General features: G+C 65.4%; 15 protein-coding genes and 1 tRNA gene. 5 read left to right on the plus strand and 11 right to left on the minus strand.

What is annotated here, in order from left to right; all coding sequences use genetic code 11:
• Nucleotides 1–166: 166 nt before the first annotated feature.
• The 4 genes from ACSUZJ_RS07805 to ACSUZJ_RS07820 all read right to left on the minus strand — a co-directional run bounded on the left by ACSUZJ_RS07805 (nt 167) and on the right by ACSUZJ_RS07820 (nt 4,848).
• A complete protein-coding gene (locus ACSUZJ_RS07805; protein ID WP_499414897.1) occupies nt 167–1,939 on the minus strand; it encodes a PhoH family protein in 1,773 nt (590 codons plus the stop codon).
• Nucleotides 1,940–2,167: 228 nt separating this feature from the next.
• Complete coding sequence (locus ACSUZJ_RS07810; protein WP_499414899.1) at nt 2,168–2,590, minus strand: peroxiredoxin; 423 nt, start codon at nt 2,588–2,590, stop codon at nt 2,168–2,170.
• Between the two features lie 564 nt (nt 2,591–3,154).
• Nucleotides 3,155–4,198: an IS110 family RNA-guided transposase gene (locus tag ACSUZJ_RS07815; RefSeq protein ID WP_499408564.1), complete on the minus strand. Its 1,044-nt coding sequence runs from the start codon at nt 4,196–4,198 to the stop codon at nt 3,155–3,157.
• 272 nt (nt 4,199–4,470) lie between these two features.
• Nucleotides 4,471–4,848 (minus strand): Mth938-like domain-containing protein, encoded by a 378-nt coding sequence (locus tag ACSUZJ_RS07820; protein ID WP_499414901.1) that lies wholly within the window; start codon nt 4,846–4,848, stop codon nt 4,471–4,473.
• A 166-nt stretch (nt 4,849–5,014) separates the two neighbouring features.
• On the opposite strand from ACSUZJ_RS07820, the gene ACSUZJ_RS07825 reads away from it, so the two are divergent.
• Complete coding sequence (locus ACSUZJ_RS07825) at nt 5,015–6,241, plus strand: pyridoxal phosphate-dependent aminotransferase (protein WP_499414903.1); 1,227 nt, start codon at nt 5,015–5,017, stop codon at nt 6,239–6,241.
• A gap of 17 nt (nt 6,242–6,258) precedes the next feature.
• Nucleotides 6,259–7,566, plus strand: a complete 1,308-nt coding sequence (locus ACSUZJ_RS07830) for a homoserine dehydrogenase (RefSeq protein WP_499414905.1) — start codon at nt 6,259–6,261, stop codon at nt 7,564–7,566.
• A 32-nt stretch (nt 7,567–7,598) separates the two neighbouring features.
• On the opposite strand, the gene ACSUZJ_RS07835 is transcribed toward ACSUZJ_RS07830, so the two are convergent.
• Complete coding sequence (locus ACSUZJ_RS07835) at nt 7,599–7,823, minus strand: hypothetical protein (protein ID WP_499414907.1); 225 nt, start codon at nt 7,821–7,823, stop codon at nt 7,599–7,601.
• Nucleotides 7,824–8,138: 315 nt separating this feature from the next.
• Between ACSUZJ_RS07835 and ACSUZJ_RS07840 the strand changes: the two genes are divergently transcribed.
• The gene (locus ACSUZJ_RS07840; protein WP_499414909.1) at nt 8,139–10,025 is read left to right on the plus strand and encodes an MFS transporter; all 1,887 of its coding nucleotides are present in this window, start codon (nt 8,139–8,141) and stop codon (nt 10,023–10,025) included.
• Nucleotides 10,026–10,137: 112 nt separating this feature from the next.
• Nucleotides 10,138–10,214: transfer RNA gene (locus ACSUZJ_RS07845), tRNA-Pro, on the plus strand.
• 109 nt (nt 10,215–10,323) lie between these two features.
• Here ACSUZJ_RS07845 and ACSUZJ_RS07850 read toward each other — a convergent pair.
• The gene (locus ACSUZJ_RS07850; RefSeq protein WP_499414910.1) at nt 10,324–10,992 is read right to left on the minus strand and encodes a glutathione S-transferase family protein; all 669 of its coding nucleotides are present in this window, start codon (nt 10,990–10,992) and stop codon (nt 10,324–10,326) included.
• A gap of 309 nt (nt 10,993–11,301) precedes the next feature.
• On the opposite strand from ACSUZJ_RS07850, the gene ACSUZJ_RS07855 reads away from it, so the two are divergent.
• Nucleotides 11,302–12,759 carry an SGNH/GDSL hydrolase family protein gene (locus ACSUZJ_RS07855; RefSeq protein ID WP_499414911.1) on the plus strand — a complete coding sequence of 486 codons (1,458 nt, stop codon included), beginning with the start codon at nt 11,302–11,304 and terminating at the stop codon, nt 12,757–12,759.
• Nucleotides 12,760–12,952: 193 nt separating this feature from the next.
• Here ACSUZJ_RS07855 and ACSUZJ_RS07860 read toward each other — a convergent pair whose 3' ends face one another.
• Genes ACSUZJ_RS07860 through ACSUZJ_RS07880 form a run of 5 tightly spaced genes read right to left on the minus strand, consistent with a single transcriptional unit; the run spans nt 12,953 to nt 17,679 of the window.
• Entirely contained in the window at nt 12,953–14,056 is a 1,104-nt protein-coding gene (locus ACSUZJ_RS07860) for a glycosyltransferase family 9 protein (RefSeq protein ID WP_499414913.1), read from the minus strand.
• On the minus strand, nt 14,053–14,613 hold the full coding sequence (locus ACSUZJ_RS07865; protein ID WP_499414915.1) for a D-glycero-alpha-D-manno-heptose-1,7-bisphosphate 7-phosphatase: 561 nt from the start codon (nt 14,611–14,613) through the stop codon (nt 14,053–14,055). The genes ACSUZJ_RS07860 and ACSUZJ_RS07865 overlap by 4 nt, the downstream gene beginning before the upstream one ends.
• Nucleotide 14,614: 1 nt before the next feature.
• Nucleotides 14,615–15,382 carry an SDR family oxidoreductase gene (locus ACSUZJ_RS07870; protein WP_499414917.1) on the minus strand — a complete coding sequence of 256 codons (768 nt, stop codon included), beginning with the start codon at nt 15,380–15,382 and terminating at the stop codon, nt 14,615–14,617.
• 8 nt (nt 15,383–15,390) lie between these two features.
• On the minus strand, nt 15,391–16,713 hold the full coding sequence (locus ACSUZJ_RS07875) for a glycosyltransferase (protein ID WP_499414919.1): 1,323 nt from the start codon (nt 16,711–16,713) through the stop codon (nt 15,391–15,393).
• 12 nt (nt 16,714–16,725) lie between these two features.
• Entirely contained in the window at nt 16,726–17,679 is a 954-nt protein-coding gene (locus ACSUZJ_RS07880) for a glycosyltransferase family 4 protein (RefSeq protein ID WP_499414921.1), read from the minus strand.
• Nucleotide 17,680 lies beyond the last annotated feature (1 nt).

Consider the following 17,680-nt stretch of genomic DNA (forward strand, 5'->3'; position numbering starts at 1 on the left):
CGGCGAAACCGGCTGTCTGCATGCGCAAGCGCGTATCCGCCGCCGTACAGCGTGGACACAGGTGCCTACGCCGGCCGCGTCCACCCTACGCCCTCATCACCGTTCGCGGGCGTAAAAAAACCTGCGGGCCTTTCGGCGCGCAGGTTTCTGGTGGAGCGGGAAAGGCTTACAGCACGTCGCTCGCGTGATCGGCCAGGCGCGAGCGCTCGCCGCGCGCCAGGGTCACGTGGCCGCTGTGCGACCAGCCCTTGAAGCGGTCGACCACATAGGTCAGGCCGCTCGAGCCTTCGGTGAGGTAAGGCGTGTCGATCTGGGCGATATTGCCCAGGCAGAGGATCTTGGTGCCGGGGCCGGCGCGCGTGACCAGGGTCTTCATCTGCTTCGGCGTCAGGTTCTGGGCCTCGTCGATGATCAGGAACTTGTTCACGAAAGTACGGCCGCGCATGAAGTTGAGCGACTTGATCTTGATGCGCGAACGGATCAGGTCCTGGGTGGCCGCGCGGCCCCAGTCGCCGGCGTCGTTGTCCGACTTGTTCAGCACTTCCAGGTTGTCGTCGAAGGCGCCCATCCACGGCGACATCTTTTCTTCCTCGGTGCCCGGCAGGAAGCCGATGTCCTCGCCGACCGGCACGGTCACGCGGGTGACGATGATTTCGTTGTAGAGCTTGGTCTCGAGCACCTGGGCCAGGCCGGCGGCCAGGGCCAGCAGGGTCTTGCCGGTGCCGGCCTGGCCGAGCAGGGTGACGAAGTCGCACTCCGGATTCATCAGGAGGTTGAGCGCGAAGTTCTGCTCGCGGTTGCGCGCGGTGATGCCCCAGACGCTGTTCTTGGTATGGGTGTAGTCGCGCAGCACCTGCAGCACGGCGGTCTTGCCGTTGATCTCCTTGACCTGGGCGTAGAAGGGCGCCTCGCCGTCGTTCTGTTCGAGGTAGACGAACTGGTTCACCAGCAGGCTGTTGATGAAGGGGCCGGTGACGCGGTAGAAGGTGGTGCCGTTGCGGGTGTCCTGCCACGATTCCATGTTCTTGCCGTGCTTGTCCCAGAAGTCGTCCGGCAGCTGATTGATGCCGGAGTACAGCAGGTCGGTGTCTTCCAGCACATGGTCGTTGAAGTAATCCTCGGCCGGCAGGCCCAGGGCGCGCGCCTTGATGCGCATGTTGATGTCTTTCGACACCAGCACGATGGCGCGATTCGGCTGGTCGGCGGCCAGGGCTTTCACCACGCCGAGGATCTGGTTGTCGGCCTTGCCGACCGGCAGGCCCTCGGGCAGGGTGGGACCGTTCTGCAGCCTGGTCTGGAAGAACAGGCGGCCCTTGGCGTCCTTGTTGCCCAGCTTGGCCAGCTCGATGCCGGCCTCGATGGCGTCGTCGTCGATATTGGCGATCAGGGCGTCCAGGGTGCGCGAGACCTGGCGGGCGTTGCGTGCGACTTCCGACATGCCCTTCTTGTGGTCGTCGAGTTCCTCGAGCGTCATCATCGGCAGGTAGACGTCGTGTTCCTCGAAGCGGAACAGGCAGGTCGGGTCGTGCATCAGCACGTTGGTGTCGAGCACGAAGACCTTGGTGGCGCCGGCCTTGTCGGCCTTGCGGCTGGCGGAGGACTTGACGTTGACCTCGACCGGCTTGTGCTTGACCGGATGCGGCTCGTCCATGTCGGTCTCGCGCAGCTTGGCGACGGTTTCCGGCTTGGCCGGACGCTCGGGCGCGGCCTGGAAGGTTTGCGAGGGCGGCACTGCGGCGAGCGGCGTGGCCTTGGCCTTGCGGGCGCGGGTGGATTTTGCGGCGGGAACGGCCTTGCCGCTGATGAGGTCTTCGACCGGATCGGCCTCGACCGGCGCTGCGCTCACGGCGCGCACGGGAGACTTGCCGGGCTCGGCTTGGGGATATTCGCTGACCGGCAGCAGGGTGGCCGGCTTGGTCGGGATTTTTGGTAGTGGCATCAGGTTCTCAATCTAGAAAAAGTGGAGGACGCCTCGCGTCCAGCGCGTCGTTGAAGACGCGCTGCCGGGCGGGTTCGATGCAACTGGAAAAACATTGCGGGAGGCGCGGACCAGGGCCGGATGAACACCGGCTTGGCAGGCAGCCAGATTGGAATGATGCAGGGATAAAACGCTTCGACTCAAAATAGGCGGTATGGACCAGCAGGTTGATCGACTGGAGCCATCCGTTCAGGGCTGGCTCTTCACAAATTCCAGCACTTCATCGACGTGATCGTTGACCTTCACGCCACGCCATTCTTTCACCAATCGGCCTTGAGCGTCAACGACAAACGTACTGCGCTCGACCCCTCTTACTTGCTTGCCGTACATGTTCTTCATCTTCATGACCTTGAACTGGTTGCAGACCAGTTCCTCGGGGTCCGAGATCAGCTCGAAGGGGAGACCCAGCTTGGACTTGAAGTTCTCGTGCGAGCGCAGCGAGTCGCGGCTGATGCCGTAGACCTCGGTGTTCGCCGCCAGGAACTCGTCGTGCCTGTCGCGGAAGGCCATGCTCTCCGTGGTGCAGCCCGGGGTATTGTCCTTCGGGTAGAAATACAGCACCGTGTACTTCGCGGGACGTCCGCCAAGCTGGAAGGTCTGGTCGCCGGTCATGGCGGCACTAAAGTTCTCTACGGTTACTGCGCTGGGGCTGTCGGCCACGTGGATTCTCCTGGACTGGTATCGGGCTGGTTCGTAGCCCTCATCATAATCTGCTGCGCTGCGGGAGGATAGTACTTACACGTCCGGCAGCGGCTCGATAGCCCAGATGGGGGTGAAAAATTGCCTTTCAACCACAATAGTCGGAATTTACACGAGAAAACCGGAGGAGGGTGGTTCGATTGGGTGCAGGTGCAAAGGATATTTGCATGAGAGGCGTCGAAGGCAAATATCGTTCGTAACCGTATCTATGGACTCCACCCGATTTGCAAGAAGAAGATTGAATTTCTGCCGTTAGGAAGAGTTTGCTTGTATCTATTCGGCCTGTATGTTGAGCGTTTCCAGTGCTCTGGCCCTGATGTGATACGCGCGTCAGGATCCTCATAGGGTGACGGCCTTGATGGCCACTACAGTTTACGGATTCACCCGACGCCGGTCCAACCTGTTGGCATCATTCTTTCTTCTCGTCGCAAACTTGGCGGTTGCTCCTTGCTGTTGCTGAGTTAATCGACAGTCTTTTCAGGCCGGCCTGGGCGTGTCTTTCGACCAGGCCGGAACGTACGGGCGTCCATGCGCCATCAACGCCCAGATCACCCTGGCCATCTTGTTGGCCAGCGCAGTCGCGGCAACGTTGAAACTGCGCCGTTCTGCCAGCCTTGTTGCCCACTGCAGCAGCTTGTCGGGCTTGCCGCTTGCTGTTCTCAGTGCACTGCGCGCTCCGTGTATGAGCAGGGTGCGCAGATAGCTGTCGCCCCTGCAGGTAATGCCATACAGGCGCTGCTTGCCTCCACTGCTATGCTCGCGTGGCACGAGGCCTAAATTCGCTGCAAAGTCCCGCGCGCTCTTGTAGTGGCGCGGATCGGCGATGGTTGCCTGCACTGCCGTTGCCGTCAACGGCCCCACACCCGGCACCTCCATCAGTTTCTTCGCCAGTTCCGACTTGGCTGCCTGGTTCAAACGTCGGTCGTACGCCTGAATCCTCTCGTCCTTGTCGTCCAGCTGGGCCTTGAGCTCCCGGAACGTCTCCAGGGCCATACCAGACAAACCATTGTCCAGATCGTTCAGCCATGCTTTCAGTCCGTCGCGGAATCTTTCCACGCGCTTGGGAAACACCCGGCCATATTCCCCGGCAAACGCCCTGATCCTGTTGATCATCGCCACCCGTTCCGTCATCAGGGCGCTGCGAGCGCGGTGCAGCATCTGCAAATCTTGCTGTGCAGCCGTATTGATCGGCACATACTTGGTTGCCCCACGCGAGCGCGCCTCGGCAATTGCAGCAGCGTCGTTCATGTCGTTCTTGTTACCGGTGACATATGCCCTGACGTGTTGGGCCGCAATCAGTTTGGCGTCGTGTCCCATTTCGACGAGCTTGCGTGCCCAGTAATGCGAACCCGCGCACGCTTCGATACCAATCATCGCCGGAGCCATCTGCGCGAACTGCGCAAGCACCTGGTCTCGAGAAAGCTTACTCTTGAACACCCGTTTGCCGTTTCCATCGAGCCCGACCGCGAAGAACACGTCCTTCGCAATATCCAAACCAACTACTTTTGCGCTAGCATTCATGGTGACTCCCCCTCTTGTTTTAGCGTGCCAGCCCAATCTGGCACGCTTGGCACAATGATGCCGATATCAGGAGGGTGGAGTCCATCACATTAGGGTGGGCACCCCGTGCCCACGCGTAAACGATGAGCAGACGCAGCGCTTTATGAACGCCAACACGACGCAGGCTTTACGCGTGGGCACAGGGGCGCCCACCCTACGTTCTGTCGGCCGATCGGGAGAGGCGGTGTCGACGCGTGTACGCCAGACGGCAAGGCCGGCCGCGCGCTGAGCGATCAGGCCGGGTTGATGATCAGCGCCAGCGTGACCTTGCGGCCTTCGCCCATCAGCACGTTATAGGTGCGGCAGGCGGCCTGGCTGTCCATGCTTTCCACGCCGGTGCGGCGCGAGGTGAGGCTGGCGATCAGGCGCGGATGCACGAAGCGCTGGCGCTCGCCGGTGCCGAGGATGACGACGTCCGGTTCATCAAGCGCGATCTGTTCGAAATGCGCGCTCGTCAGGTCCTCGAAGCGCGTCACGTCCCATGCGCGCGGCGGCGTTTCCGGCATCACCAGCAGGCTGTAGTTGAAGCGCTGGGCATTGATTTCGACACCCGAAGCGTCGTAGCCGGTCACTGTCTGGTATTGTTGAGTGTTGTCGGAATGAAGTTTCATGTCGTCGGCAGGTTGGGTCGGCGTGCGCCGCGGCCCGCCATTATAAACTTTTCGACTTCAACGACGTTCCGGTTCGCCGGACGGCCGCAAGCTTGCTTAACGCTGGCGCTTTCGGCAGAATGGTATTTTTCGCACTGCAACATGTAGGCTAACCACGGGTGACAATGTGAGACCGATCCTGAAATCGAACAAGCTGGATGAGGTGTGCTACGAGATCCGCGGCCCGGCGCTGCAGAAGGCGCGCCAGATGGAAGACGACGGTCAGAAGATCATCAAGCTCAACATCGGCAACCTGGCTGTCTTCGGTTTCGACCCGCCCGACGAGATCATGCAGGACATGATCCGCAACATGCACGGCGCCGCCGGCTACACCGATTCGAAGGGCCTGTTCGCACCGCGCAAGGCGGTCATGCACTATACCCAGCAGAAAAAGATCGCCGGTGTCGGCATCGACGACATCTACCTGGGCAATGGCGCTTCCGAACTGATCGTCATGGCCATGCAGGGCCTGCTGAACAATGGCGACGAGGTGCTGGTGCCGGCGCCGGACTATCCGCTCTGGACCGCCGCCGTCAGCCTGGCCGGCGGCTCGCCCGTGCACTACATCTGCGACGAGCAGGCCGACTGGATGCCGGACATCGCCGACATGCGCCGGAAAATCACGCCGAACACGCGCGCGATCGTCGTCATCAACCCGAACAACCCGACCGGCGCGCTGTATCCGCGCGAAATCCTGCTCGAGATCATCGAGCTGGCGCGCCAGCACAGCCTCATCGTCTACGCCGACGAGATCTACGACAAGGTCCTCTACGACGGCCACAAGCACGAGTCGATCGCCTCGCTGGCCGACGACGTGCTGTTCGTGACGCTCAACGGCCTGTCGAAGAACTACCGCTCCTGCGGCTACCGCGCCGGCTGGATGGTGATCTCGGGCGAGAAGCGCCACGCGAAAGACTATATCGAGGGCCTGAACATGCTGGCGTCGATGCGCCTGTGCGCCAACGCGCCGGGGCAGTTCGCGATCCAGACCGCGCTCGGCGGCTACCAGAGCATCGACGACCTGGTGCGCCCGGGCGGACGCCTGCTCAAGCAGCGCGACCTCGCGTACCAATTACTTACCGACATACCGGGTGTGTCCTGCGTCAAGCCAAAAGCGGCGCTGTACATGTTCCCGCGCCTGGACCCGGCGATGTATCCGATCGCCGACGACCAGCAGTTCATCTGCGAGCTGCTGGCCGAGGAAAAGGTCTTGCTGGTGCAGGGCACCGGCTTCAACTGGGGCGCCCCGGATCACTTCCGGCTGGTGTTCCTGCCCAATTCCGACGACCTGACCGACGCCTGCGGCCGTATCGCACGCTTCCTCGACGGTTACCGACGACGCCACGCGCGCTAGAACAGACACGATCGACCATGAAACCCATCAAAGTTGGCCTCCTCGGCATCGGCACCGTCGGTGCCGGTACCTTCAACGTCCTGCAACGCAACCAGGAAGACATCCGCCGCCGCGCCGGCCGCGGCATCGAGATCACCATGGTTGCCGCGCGCAACCTGGAACGCGCCGCCCAGTTGACCGGCGGCCAGTGCCGCGTCGTCGACGATCCCTTCCAGGTGGTCGACAGCCCGGATGTCGACATCGTGGTAGAACTGATCGGCGGCTATGAATTGCCGCGCGAACTGGTGCTGCGCGCGATCGCCAACAACAAGCACGTGGTCACGGCCAACAAGGCGCTGCTGGCGCTGCACGGCAACGAGATCTTCGCCGCGGCCCAGGAGAAGGGCGTGATGGTCGCTTTCGAAGCGGCGGTGGCCGGCGGCGTGCCGATCATCAAGGCGCTGCGCGAAGGCCTGACCGCGAACCGCATCGAATCGGTGGCCGGCATCATCAACGGCACCACCAACTTCATCCTGTCTGAGATGCGCGACAAGGGCCTGGATTTCGCCACCGTGCTGAAACAGGCCCAGGAACTCGGCTACGCCGAAGCGGATCCGACCTTCGACATCGAGGGCGTGGACGCGGCCCACAAGCTGACCATCATGTCGGCGATCGCCTTCGGCATTCCCGTGCAGTTCGACAAGGCCCATGTGGAAGGCATCAGCCAGCTGCAGGCCGACGACATCCGCTATGCCGAGGAACTGGGCTACCGCATCAAGCTCCTGGGCATTACCCGCCGCACCAGCGCCGGCGTCGAGCTGCGCGTGCACCCGACCCTGATCCCGGCCAAGCGCCTGATCGCCAACGTCGAAGGCGCGATGAACGCCGTGCTGGTCGAGGCCGACGCCGTCGGCTCGACCCTCTACTACGGCAAGGGCGCCGGCTCCGAGCCGACCGCCTCGAGCGTGATCGCCGACCTGGTCGACGTCACCCGCCTGGCCACCGTCGACCCCTATTGCCGCGTGCCGCACCTGGCCTTCCAGCCGAACCAGATGAGCGACGTGGCGATCCTGCCGATGTCGGAAATCACGACCAGCTATTACCTGCGCGTGTACGTGAACGACCAACTCGGCGTGATGGCCGACCTGACCCGCATCCTGGCCGACGCCGGCATCTCGATCGACGCCGTGCTGCAGAAGGGCACCCGCAGCGGCGCGCGCACCGACATCATCATGATCACGCACCAGACGCGCGAGAAGAATGTCGATGCGGCCATCGAACGCATCGAGGCGCTCGCTTCGGTCGTCGGCAAGGTCATCCGGATCAGGCTCGAGACGCTGAGCTAAGCGAGCCGGCCCAGCTAAGCGAGCCGGCCCAGCTAAGCGAGCCGGCTCTGGCGGGCCGCCCTGGCTGTGGGGCGGCCTGTTTCTGTCAGGCTCAGTTCAGACAGAAAGTCATTGGCGAACTCGTCCACGCTGGTGCCGGGCAAGGCTTCGTCCTCGTCGAGTGAGGCGGTGGTGAGCGCGAGCAGTTCCTGCTCGATATCGTCGAACAGCGCATCGAGTGCGCCGAGCTGGGTGATGTGGAGGTTGGGCGAAGTCATCCGAGCATTCTACCCACGTTGCACTGCACAACAAGCCGTACGGCTACGCTACTTGTCTTGTCTCAAGCGCGTTGAAACGTGTCAATAAAGCTGCGTTTGCGCTGCGGACATTGCCACTTCCTTGTCCCCGTCGTCCCTCCTGCCTTGTCCAAGCTCAACGAGTTGGCCGTCCTTGTGGAGGGTATCGCGCGGCGCTACCGGAAGTATTACCATTTGGCCGATGAATTGCTCCGCAGGAAATATTGATGTGCAAGCCTGGCAAGGTGTTGTAGATTACGCAGCGCGATCCCGACCGACGCTTAACGAGACCCGAGCATGAGCCAATCGAGCCAGTTTTCCCTGCTGACCCAGCGCCGCTTTTCGCCCTTCTTCTGGACCCAGTTCCTGGGCGCCTTCAACGACAACCTGTTCAAGACCGCGCTGATGGTTGCGCTGACCTATGACGCGCTGTCCTGGACCACGCTCGAGCCCGGCCTGTTGAACAACCTGATTCCGGGCCTGTTCATCCTGCCTTATGTGATCTTCTCCGCCACTGCCGGCCAGATCGCCGACAAGGTCGAGAAGGGCAGGCTGGCGCGCTTCGTGAAACTGCTGGAAGTCGCCATCATGGCCATTGCCGCGATCGGCTGGCTGACGCACACGCTGTGGCTGCTGATCGCGGCGGTGGTCGGGATGGGAGTGCATTCGACCCTGTTCGGGCCGGTCAAATATGCCTACCTGCCGCAACACCTGAAGCCCGAGGAACTGGTCGGCGGCAATGGCGTGGTCGAGATGGGCACCTTTGTCGGCATCCTGCTGGGCGAAGTGATGGGCGCCCTGCTGGTCGCCCACAAGCCCTGGGGCATCGAGCTGGTGGCGGGCGGCAGCCTGCTCATGGCCCTGCTGGGCCTGGCGGCCAGCTGGCGCATCCCGCCATCTCCGGCGCCGGCGCCGGAACTCAGGATCAGCAAGAACTTCGCCGCCGAGTCGGTGTGCAATCTGCGCTACTCCTCCCAGAACCGCACCGTGTTCCTGTCGATGCTGGGCAATTCCTGGTTCTGGTTCTACGGCGCCCTGGTGCTGTCGCAATTTCCGGTCTATGCCAAGGACTACCTGCACGGCGACCACAGCGTCTTCGTGCTGCTGCTCACCGTGTTCTCGCTCGGCATCGGCGCCGGCTCCCTGCTGTGCGAAAAACTCTCCGGCCGCAAGGTCGAGATCGGCCTGGTGCCCTTCGGATCGATCGGCCTGTCGGTCTTCGGCATCGACCTGTATTTCGCCAGCCAGGCCTTCACGAATACCGCGACGGTGGACGCGTTCGCGTTGCTGGCGCTACCCGGCACGCTGCGCATCCTGGCCGACCTGGTGCTGATCGGCGTGTTCGGCGGCTTCTTCATCGTGCCGCTGTTCGCGCTGATCCAGACCCGCTGCGACCCGAAGCACGTCTCGCGCACCATCGCCGGCATGAACATCCTGAACGCCCTGTTCATGGTGGCGGCCGCCGGCGTGGCCATCCTGCTGCTGGGCCAGGGCTTCACCATCCCGCAGATGTTCCTCGTCACGGCCCTGCTGAATGCCCTGGTCGCGGTCTACATCTTCTCGCTGGTGCCCGAGTTCCTGATGCGCTTCCTGGCCTGGCTGCTGATCCATACCATCCACCGGGTGAAGACAGTGGACGTCGAGCGCATTCCGGACGAGGGGCCGGCGGTACTGGTGTGCAACCACGTCAGCTACGTCGACGCCCTGGTCATCGGCGCCGCCAGCCCGCGCCCGATCCGCTTCGTGATGGACCACCGCATCTTCAAGACGCCTTTCCTGGGCTGGATCTTCCGCACCGCCAAGGCAATCCCGATCGCGCCGGCCAAGGAAGACCCCTTCCTGATGGAGCGCGCCTTCATCGACATCGCCGAGGCCCTGCACCAGGGCGACCTGGTCTGCATCTTCCCGGAAGGGAAGCTGACGACGACCGGCGAGATGAACGAATTCCGCGGCGGCATCGCCAAGATCGTCGAGCGCAGCAAGGTGCCGGTGATTCCGATGGCCCTGCGCGGCCTGTGGGGCAGCGTCTTCACGCGCGACCCCGGCAACCTGTTCGAGCGCTCGTTCGCACGCGGCTGGCGCTCGAAGCTGGCGCTCGCCGTCGGCGTGCCGGTGCCGCCGCAGGAGGTGACGCCCGAGCGTCTGCACGAGCAGGTGCGTGAGCTGCGCGGGGACTGGAAGTAGGGTAGTCGGCGCCATGCCTGGGCGCTCGTCGCCAGCTCTTGGCGGCCGTCAACAATGACGTGTGACAAAAACCTAAGAATTTTTTCTGTCTCTGGTATAATTGTTGGCTAGTCGGGGCGTAGCGCAGCCTGGTAGCGTACCTGCATGGGGTGCAGGGGGTCGGAGGTTCGAATCCTCTCGCCCCGACCATAGAATCAATGAGAAGGGCCAGCTTTCGAGCTGGCCTTTTTCATTTCCGGACGCCTGGCAAGCGAATACCGGCGCCATGGCCTAGCCTGGCCTAGCCTGGCCGGCGCCGCTAGAGCACGTGGGCAGGTGCGGGAACCGCGCTCACATTCTGCTCGCAGGCGCTGGCCCGCTCGATCTCGCAGGCCCGCCTGAATGCCGGACGCTGCTGCAGGCGCCGCCAGTAGGCGAGCACGTTTGGCGGGAATTGCGCTTCCAGGTCGAGATAGCTGGCCAGCAGCAGGGCGTAGCCGATCGAGATGTCGGCCATGGTGAACCGTCCGCCGCAGATGCCCTCTGCATCTGCGAGCAGGGGCTCGAGGGTGCGCAGCCGTCCAAGGAACCAGCGCCGGTAGTCCAGCGCGGCCTGGGGCAGGCGGCGTTCCTCAGGTTCGAAGCGCTCGTAGCGCAGAACGAGGGTCTGTGGGAAGGTCAGCGTTGCTTCCCCGAAGTGCAGCCAGTTCAGGAAGGGACCGAAGTCGGGCTCGTCCGGACCGACGACCAGCGGCGACGGACCGTATTTCACCCCCAGGTAATGGCAGATCGCGGCCGATTCGGTCATCCGCATCTCGCCATCGAAAAATGCCGGCACGGTGCCGAGGGGATTGATCGCCAGGTAGCGCCTGTCGGCGACGCGCGGCGGGAAGGGCAGCATCTGCAGCGTGTAGGGGAGGGCGAGCTCTTCCAGCGCCCACAAAGGCCTGAACGAGCGGGCCGCAACGCAGTGGTAAAGGGTGATCATGCTTCGGTCTCTTCCTTTCATCTCGTTATGCCCCCACGAGGATATCAGCTGGGAACTGTTTTGCACCCATCGTTCGCTGAACGACAGGCATGGCAGGGAGTGCCTGCTGTCACTGGGCAGTTCTTTTTTCGCCTGTCCAACAAAGTTCCCTTTACTCATCAGTTTTCTGCGCGTGTTTCGACCTTGCGCAAAGTTGCATACTGTCCGCGGCTTGTCCGCAACGGTCGAGCTCGATAGATTGGGGGCGTTCCGCCGGATGGCCGCGCTCGCGGCGCCGGCGGCGCCACCAAAACATTGAGGAGCGCAAACATGAAGATGATGTTGCAGTCCCGGTCCGGGCCCGTGTATCCGGCGCCGCGTTCACGCAGGTATTCGTTCACGCATTCGCTGACGGAATCGCTGATGGGTTCGCTGGCGGCGCTGCGCCGCTCGCCTCGCCGCCTGCTGGCCGCCGGCACGCTGGCGCTGGCCAGCCTGGCCTTGCCGCTGAGCGCGCATGCCGACAAGGGCTTGTGGGACACCAGCCAGCAGTGGGTTGGCACCTGGGGCACCGCGCCCGCCGGGCCGCCGCTGCCGGCCCAGACGCAAACCTTCACCGACCAGACCTTGCGCCTGATCGTGCACACCAGCATTGGCGGCTCGCAGGTGCGCATCCGCGTGTCGAACGAGCTCGGCACGACGCCGCTGCGTATCGGCGCCGCCCACATCGCGCTGCGCCAGGCCGGTTCGGACATCGTGCCGGGTACCGACCGCGTGCTGACCTTCAGCGGCGCCACTTCGATCACGGTGCCGGCCGGCGCGCCGGTGCTGTCCGACCCCGTCGACCTGAACGTGCCGGCGCTGGGCGACCTCGCCGTCAGCCTCTACCTGCCGGGCGAGGTCCAGGCCACCACCATCCACGGCTCGGCCTTCCAGACCAACTATGTTTCCCTGCCGGGCAACTTCACCGGCGCGGCGACGCTGCCGACCCAGCGCACCATCACTTCCTGGCCCTTCCTCACCGAAGTCGACGTCAGCGCGCCGGGCGCCGGCGCCATCGTCGCCCTGGGCGACTCGATCACCGACGGCGCCGTGACCACGATCGACGCGAATCGCCGCTGGCCCGACCTGCTGGCCCTGCGCCTGCAGACCACGCGTGACCAGGCTGGCTCGAATGCCGCTTCCCCGGCCCTGCGTGCGCTGAACAGCCGGCTGGGCGTGGTCAACCGCGGCATCGGCGGCAACCGCCTGCTGCGCGACCCGGGCGAACAGCCGCTGTTCGGCCGCGCCGCCCTGGCCCGCTTCGACCGCGACGTCCTGGCCACCGCCGGCGTGCGCCACCTGATCGTCCTGATCGGCATCAACGACATCGGCCACCCGGGCACCGGCACGATTCCGGTAACCGAAGCGGTGACGCCCCAGGATTTGATCGCCGGCTACCGCCAGCTGATCGCGCGCGCCCACGCCAAGGGTATCCCTGTCTACGGCGCGACGCTCACGCCTTTCGAGGGCACCGTCTTCCCCGGCTATTACACGCCGGAGAAGGAAGCGGTGCGCCAGGCCGTGAACAACTGGATCCGTTCGAGCGACGAATTCGACGCCGTGATCGACTTCGATCGCGCCGTGCGTGACCCCTCCCACCCGACGCGCATGCTGCCGGCCTACGACAGCGGCGACCACCTGCATCCGAACGACCTGGGCATGCAGGCGATGGCGAACGCCATTCCGCTCGAGCTGTTCCGCAACAGCGGGGCGGCGGTGGCGCCGGTGCAGCAGAAGCGCAAGTGAACTTGGGCGGTAGGGCGCGCGCCGGCTGGTCATCCGGACGGCGCGCAAGCGTGATCGAGAAAGCGTGGATAGAAAGTCTTTCGCGTATTGGTTCAGTTGCAGGCGAGATCACACGGCGCAGGCCATCAAACGATGAGACCGCGTGGGCACAAGTGCCCACCCTACCAACCCACAGGCCTAGGAGCGGCGCCGTTCAACTCCGTGCCCGCACCTCCCTTTCTCTGTACGGCTCTGTTTGCTTGAGCAGGCTGCAAACGGCCTCGACCACCTGCTCGGGCAGCAGCTTCTCCAGGCAATCGTGGTGGCCCTGCGGGCAAATGCTGCGCTCGCAGTTGCGGCACTCGACATCGTGGTTGAGCACCCGGCTCGGCACGCGCCACGGCGTATGCTGGGGGTTGGTCAGCGCGTACAGGTCGACCACGGGCGCGCCTACCGCAGCGGCGAGATGGGCCGGTCCGGTGTTGTTGCTCACCACCAGCGAGGACAGCGCCAGCAGGGCGCCCAGCTCCCCGATGCCGAGTTGTCCCGCAAACGAGTGCACCGGCGCCGCGCCAGGCGTCGCGATGCTGTCGATCAGCGCCGCCTCGTGCGCGGCGCCGGTGAAGACCAGCGGGCAGCCGATCCGCTCGCCCAGCATGCGCACCAGGGTTTGCCAGTGGCGCGGCGGATAGCGGCGCGAGGGCGCGCTGGCGCCGGGGTGCAGCACCAGCCAGCGTCCGTCCGGATCGATGCCGGCCTGGCGCAGGCGGCATCGCACGGCGTCGACGTCGGCAGCGCGGGGCGTGAAGGCCAGGCGCTCGTCGGCGATCTCGGCGCCGATGTGACGCACCAGGTCGAGCTGGCGCTGCACCTCATGCCGGACCAGGGCGCCCGGCTCGGGATCGGCGATCCAGTCGGTCAGGAGCTGGTAGGGCTTTTCCCGGCAGTAGGCCAGGCGCAAGGGGATCCCGGCAAGCTGGCACAGGAGCGCGGCCGGCAGCGCGCTCTGGCTGTAGCAGGTGAACACGACAGCGGCGTCGAAACCCTGCCTGGCGAGCGAGGCGATCCAGTCCAGGTGCTGTTCGGGCCGCGCGGGCGCACTGCTTTTCATCCACGGCGCCTCCCAGGCGATGGCGGCGTCGACATCGTCGAGGTAGGGCGCGAGCGCCGCCCCCGCCGGCGAAGTCAGGAGGGTCAGGCTGCGCTCGGGGTGTTGGGCGCGCAGGGCTCGCATCGCGGGCGTGCACATCAGGACGTCGCCGAGCGAGTCGAGGCGCACGCACAGGACGCGGCGGGCCTGGTTCCAGGAGGTCGTCATTCGTTCTCGTGGCTGGCGATGAGCACGGCCGCCGCGTACAGGTCGGGCGCCATGCGGGTGGGAATGCGGCGCGGGCCGAGCCGCCATTCGGTTTCGTTGCCGTTGTCGAGCAGGATGGTGCGGCAGCCGGCGCGGTTGCCCGCTTCGACATCGTGCAGGATGTCGCCGATCATCCACGACGCGCGCAGGTTCACGCCATGCTCGGCCGCGGCCTTCAGGATCAGGCCGGGCATCGGCTTGCGGCAGTCGCACTCGATTGCATAGGGCGCCACCGTGCCGCCGGGATGATGCGGGCAGTAATAGAAACCGTCGAGCAGCAGGTTTTCGCGAAACAGCAGGTCGGCGATGCGGTCGCTGACCGCATGCATCGCGGTTTCCGGAAAGCGTCCCTCGGCGATGCCCGACTGGTTGCTGACCACGAACAGGCGGTAGTCGAGCTTGACCAGCAGGCGCAGCGCGGCGCCGGCCCCGGAAGCGAGGCGGATGCGGCGCGGTTCCACGTTGTACGGCAGGTTGTCGATCAGGGTGCCGTCCTTGTCGAGAAAGATCGCTTTCATGTCAGGGCCAGGAGCTTTCGCGCATCGGCAGCACGGTCAGTTCGGCGATCACGGTCTCGCGCGGCATGGTCAGCACCGCGCGGATGGCGTCGGCGACATTGGCCGGGTCCTGGAGCAGGGCAGGGTCGAGGTCGGGAAAGCGTTCGAGCAGGAAAGGTGTGCGCATGCCGCCGGCAATGACGGCGGTGACGCGGATGTTCTGCGGGCGCAGCTCGGCATGCAGTGCGTGCGACAGGCCCAGCAGTCCCCATTTGCTGGCGTGGTAGGCCGCCGCGTTGGGCCAGGCGCGCTTGGCGGCCGTGGACGCGACGTTGACGATGTGGCCGCCGCCCAGGGTGCGCATGTGGGCCGCGGCATGCTTGGAGAGAAGGAAGGGGCCGTTCAGGTTGGTGCCGATGACGCGCAGCCATGCCTCTTCGGTCAGCTCGTCGATCGGCAGGGTGACGTCGGTGCCGGCATTGTTGACGAGGACGTCGAGGCGGCCCATGGTGTCCACCGCTTCCTCGATGGCGCGGCGGCTTGCCGCCGGGTCGGCGACGTCGAAGCCGATGGTGTGCACGCGCACGCCGAGTTCGCGCAGTTGGGCCGCCGCATCCGCCAGTGCGTCGAGGCGGATGTCGGTGGCGGCGATGTCGGCGCCGGCGCGCGCCAGGGTGGAGGCCAGTGCCGCGCCCAGTCCGCTGGCCGCGCCGGTGATGAAGACGGTCTGGCCGCGTAGCTGGGCCGGGCGATCTGGTGGATCCTGCTGTGCTGCTTGCGCTTCGGGCATGTTTGCTCCTACAGGGTGGAAATTCCGGTGAGGTGGCGTGCGCGCGTCTCGTCCAGCACGGTGGCGTAGATGGCGGCGGCCTGCTGGGCCACCGCGCGCCAGGTGTAGTGGCGGTAGGCGCGGCGCAGGCCTTCGTCGCCCATGCGCCGGGCCAGTTGCGGGTCGGCCTGCAGCACGGCCAGCCTGTCGGCCAGCGCGCGCGGGTCGCGCGAAGGGATCAGGAAGCCGGTCACGCCGTCGATCACGGTGCTCTTGATGCCGCCCACCTCGGCGCCGATCACAGGGCGCGCGCAGGCCATGGCCTCGACCGGGGTGATGCCGAAGGGCTCGTACCAGGGCGTGGTGGCGAACACGTCGGCGGCGCTGAAGTAGTGGCGCAGCGTGGCGCGCGGCTGCTGGCCGACGAAGCGCACGTGCTGCTCGATGCCGAGCTGGCGCGCCAGCGTGCGCAGCCGCGCCATTTCGGGCAGGTCGCGCCCGTCCGGGCGTTCGTGGTCGCCGCCGACGACCAGCAGCTCGGCGTCGACGCCGTGCTGTTCGCGCAGCAGGGCCACGCCCTGGATCACGGTGTCCACGCCCTTGCGCGGCACCATGCGCCCGAGCTGCAGCACGACGAAGCGCCCCGGAGCGATGCCCAGGCGCGCGCGCGCGGCCTCCTGGGATTCCGGCCACAGTTCCTCGGGATCGAAGCCGCAGGGCGCCGTGCAGATGCGGCCCGGGGCCGCGCCGTACAGCTGCTCCATGTCGAGCCGGTCCTGCGGGCACTCGGCGATGATGCGGTCGGCATGGCGCATCAGCGAGCTTTCGATGCGCATGCGCGCCGAAGGAAAGGCATCGGCCGCGCCCTGGGCCAGGCGCCGTACGTGTCCGAGCGCGTGGAAGGTGATGACGAAAGGGATGCCGAGCGTGTGCTTCAGGTGTTGCGCGACCATGCCCGACATGAAGAAGTTGGCGTGGACGATGTCGTAGGCGGCTTGGCGCCGCGCAGCATGCGAGCAAAAACGTGCAACGAAGCGCGAGAAGTGCCCGATATAGGGAAGCATGTGCTCCTTGGGCACGTAGTGCGCCGGGCCGGCCGGCACGTGCACCACGCGCACGTTGTCGGCGCAGCGCACCAGCGTCTTCTGCGACATCGCGTCGCGGCGCGTGAACACGTCGACCATGTAGCCGGCCAGCGCCAGTTCGCGCGCCAGGTTGGCTACGTACACGTTCTGTCCGCCGCAGTCGATGCTGCCCGGCTGCGCCAGGGGCGAGGCGTGGTCGCTGATGATGGCGATGCGGCGCAGGGCCGCGCCTGCCGGCACCCGGGCGGGATGTTCGTTCAGTCTCATGCGTCCTCCTGGCTAGGCGCCGTGGCCGGTCACGTAACGCAGCGCGGCATCCCAGTCGGCGCTGAAGCGCTCGATCGAGAAGCGCTCCTGGGCGCGGCGCCGTCCGGCCTGTCCGATGTCGCGCGCCAGCGAGGGGCTGCGCAGCAGTTCGCGCATGCACTCGCCGAGCCGCTCGAAGCGGGTGTCGGAAAAGCCGTTGGCGCCGTCTTCGATCACCGTGGCCATCTCGGCGGTGGCCAGGGCCACCACCGGCATGCCGATCATCATCGCTTCGATGACGGACAGCCCCAGGCTGGAGTAGCGGATCGGGCTGAACAGGAAGCGGTAGTGCGCGGCAAAGGCCGGCAGGCGGGCATGCTGCACTTCGCCGATGCCGCCCAGCTCCTCGGCGGCCATGCCGACCAGGTCGAGCGGCAGCTCGGCGCGCGCGCGCAGGAACAAATCGGGGCCCATGCGGCGGCCGCGCCGGCCCAGGTGGTTGCTGATCACCAGGCCGCGCTCGAGCTCGCCCCGGTAGCGCACCCCGTCCGGCACCAGCACGCCGTGCTCGATGACGCGGGTGGGTGTCCGGCCGTTGTCCCACATCAATTCGTTGAAGGGCGTGACATGCACCAGCAGCACGTTCGGATCGTCCACGAGGTGGGGCGTGTCGGTCGGGTGGGCGCGCGGCGGGTCGTGTTCGAGGTAGATGCGCGGCAGGGCGCGCTGCGCCGGCGTGAGGAATTCGTACTGGTCCTTTTCCCACTGATGGTCGTCCTGGAACAGGATGCAGTCGAATTCCTCGCTGCGCACGTTCGCCACCGGCAGGTCGTGCACGTTGTCGCCCCAGGGGATGTGGCCGCAGCGGCCGCCATAGCCGGGAGGACGGCCGGGCTTGGAAAGGACGAAGAAATCGTGCGGCGCCTGCGACAGGTAGTACAGGTAGCTGCCGTGGGTGTGCCAGGTAAGGACCTTGAGTCGGCGCATG

Source organism: Telluria sp. B2 (assembly GCF_051789535.1).
GTDB lineage: Bacteria > Pseudomonadota > Gammaproteobacteria > Burkholderiales > Burkholderiaceae_D > Telluria.

What these genes read in the sequence shown, in the direction of transcription:
- ACSUZJ_RS07805 (WP_499414897.1), bottom strand. Translation starts at nt 1,939, where the DNA reads ATGCCACTACCAAAAATCCCGACCAAGCCGGCCACCCTGCTGCCGGTC.
- ACSUZJ_RS07810 (WP_499414899.1), bottom strand. Translation starts at nt 2,590, where the DNA reads ATGACCGGCGACCAGACCTTCCAGCTTGGCGGACGTCCCGCGAAGTAC.
- ACSUZJ_RS07815 (WP_499408564.1), bottom strand. Translation starts at nt 4,198, where the DNA reads ATGAATGCTAGCGCAAAAGTAGTTGGTTTGGATATTGCGAAGGACGTG.
- ACSUZJ_RS07820 (WP_499414901.1), bottom strand. Translation starts at nt 4,848, where the DNA reads ATGAAACTTCATTCCGACAACACTCAACAATACCAGACAGTGACCGGC.
- ACSUZJ_RS07830 (WP_499414905.1), top strand. Translation starts at nt 6,259, where the DNA reads ATGAAACCCATCAAAGTTGGCCTCCTCGGCATCGGCACCGTCGGTGCC.
- ACSUZJ_RS07835 (WP_499414907.1), bottom strand. Translation starts at nt 7,823, where the DNA reads ATGACTTCGCCCAACCTCCACATCACCCAGCTCGGCGCACTCGATGCG.
- ACSUZJ_RS07840 (WP_499414909.1), top strand. Translation starts at nt 8,139, where the DNA reads ATGAGCCAATCGAGCCAGTTTTCCCTGCTGACCCAGCGCCGCTTTTCG.
- ACSUZJ_RS07850 (WP_499414910.1), bottom strand. Translation starts at nt 10,992, where the DNA reads ATGATCACCCTTTACCACTGCGTTGCGGCCCGCTCGTTCAGGCCTTTG.
- ACSUZJ_RS07855 (WP_499414911.1), top strand. Translation starts at nt 11,302, where the DNA reads ATGAAGATGATGTTGCAGTCCCGGTCCGGGCCCGTGTATCCGGCGCCG.
- ACSUZJ_RS07860 (WP_499414913.1), bottom strand. Translation starts at nt 14,056, where the DNA reads ATGACGACCTCCTGGAACCAGGCCCGCCGCGTCCTGTGCGTGCGCCTC.
- ACSUZJ_RS07865 (WP_499414915.1), bottom strand. Translation starts at nt 14,613, where the DNA reads ATGAAAGCGATCTTTCTCGACAAGGACGGCACCCTGATCGACAACCTG.
- ACSUZJ_RS07870 (WP_499414917.1), bottom strand. Translation starts at nt 15,382, where the DNA reads ATGCCCGAAGCGCAAGCAGCACAGCAGGATCCACCAGATCGCCCGGCC.
- ACSUZJ_RS07875 (WP_499414919.1), bottom strand. Translation starts at nt 16,713, where the DNA reads ATGAGACTGAACGAACATCCCGCCCGGGTGCCGGCAGGCGCGGCCCTG.
- ACSUZJ_RS07880 (WP_499414921.1), bottom strand. Translation starts at nt 17,679, where the DNA reads ATGCGCCGACTCAAGGTCCTTACCTGGCACACCCACGGCAGCTACCTG.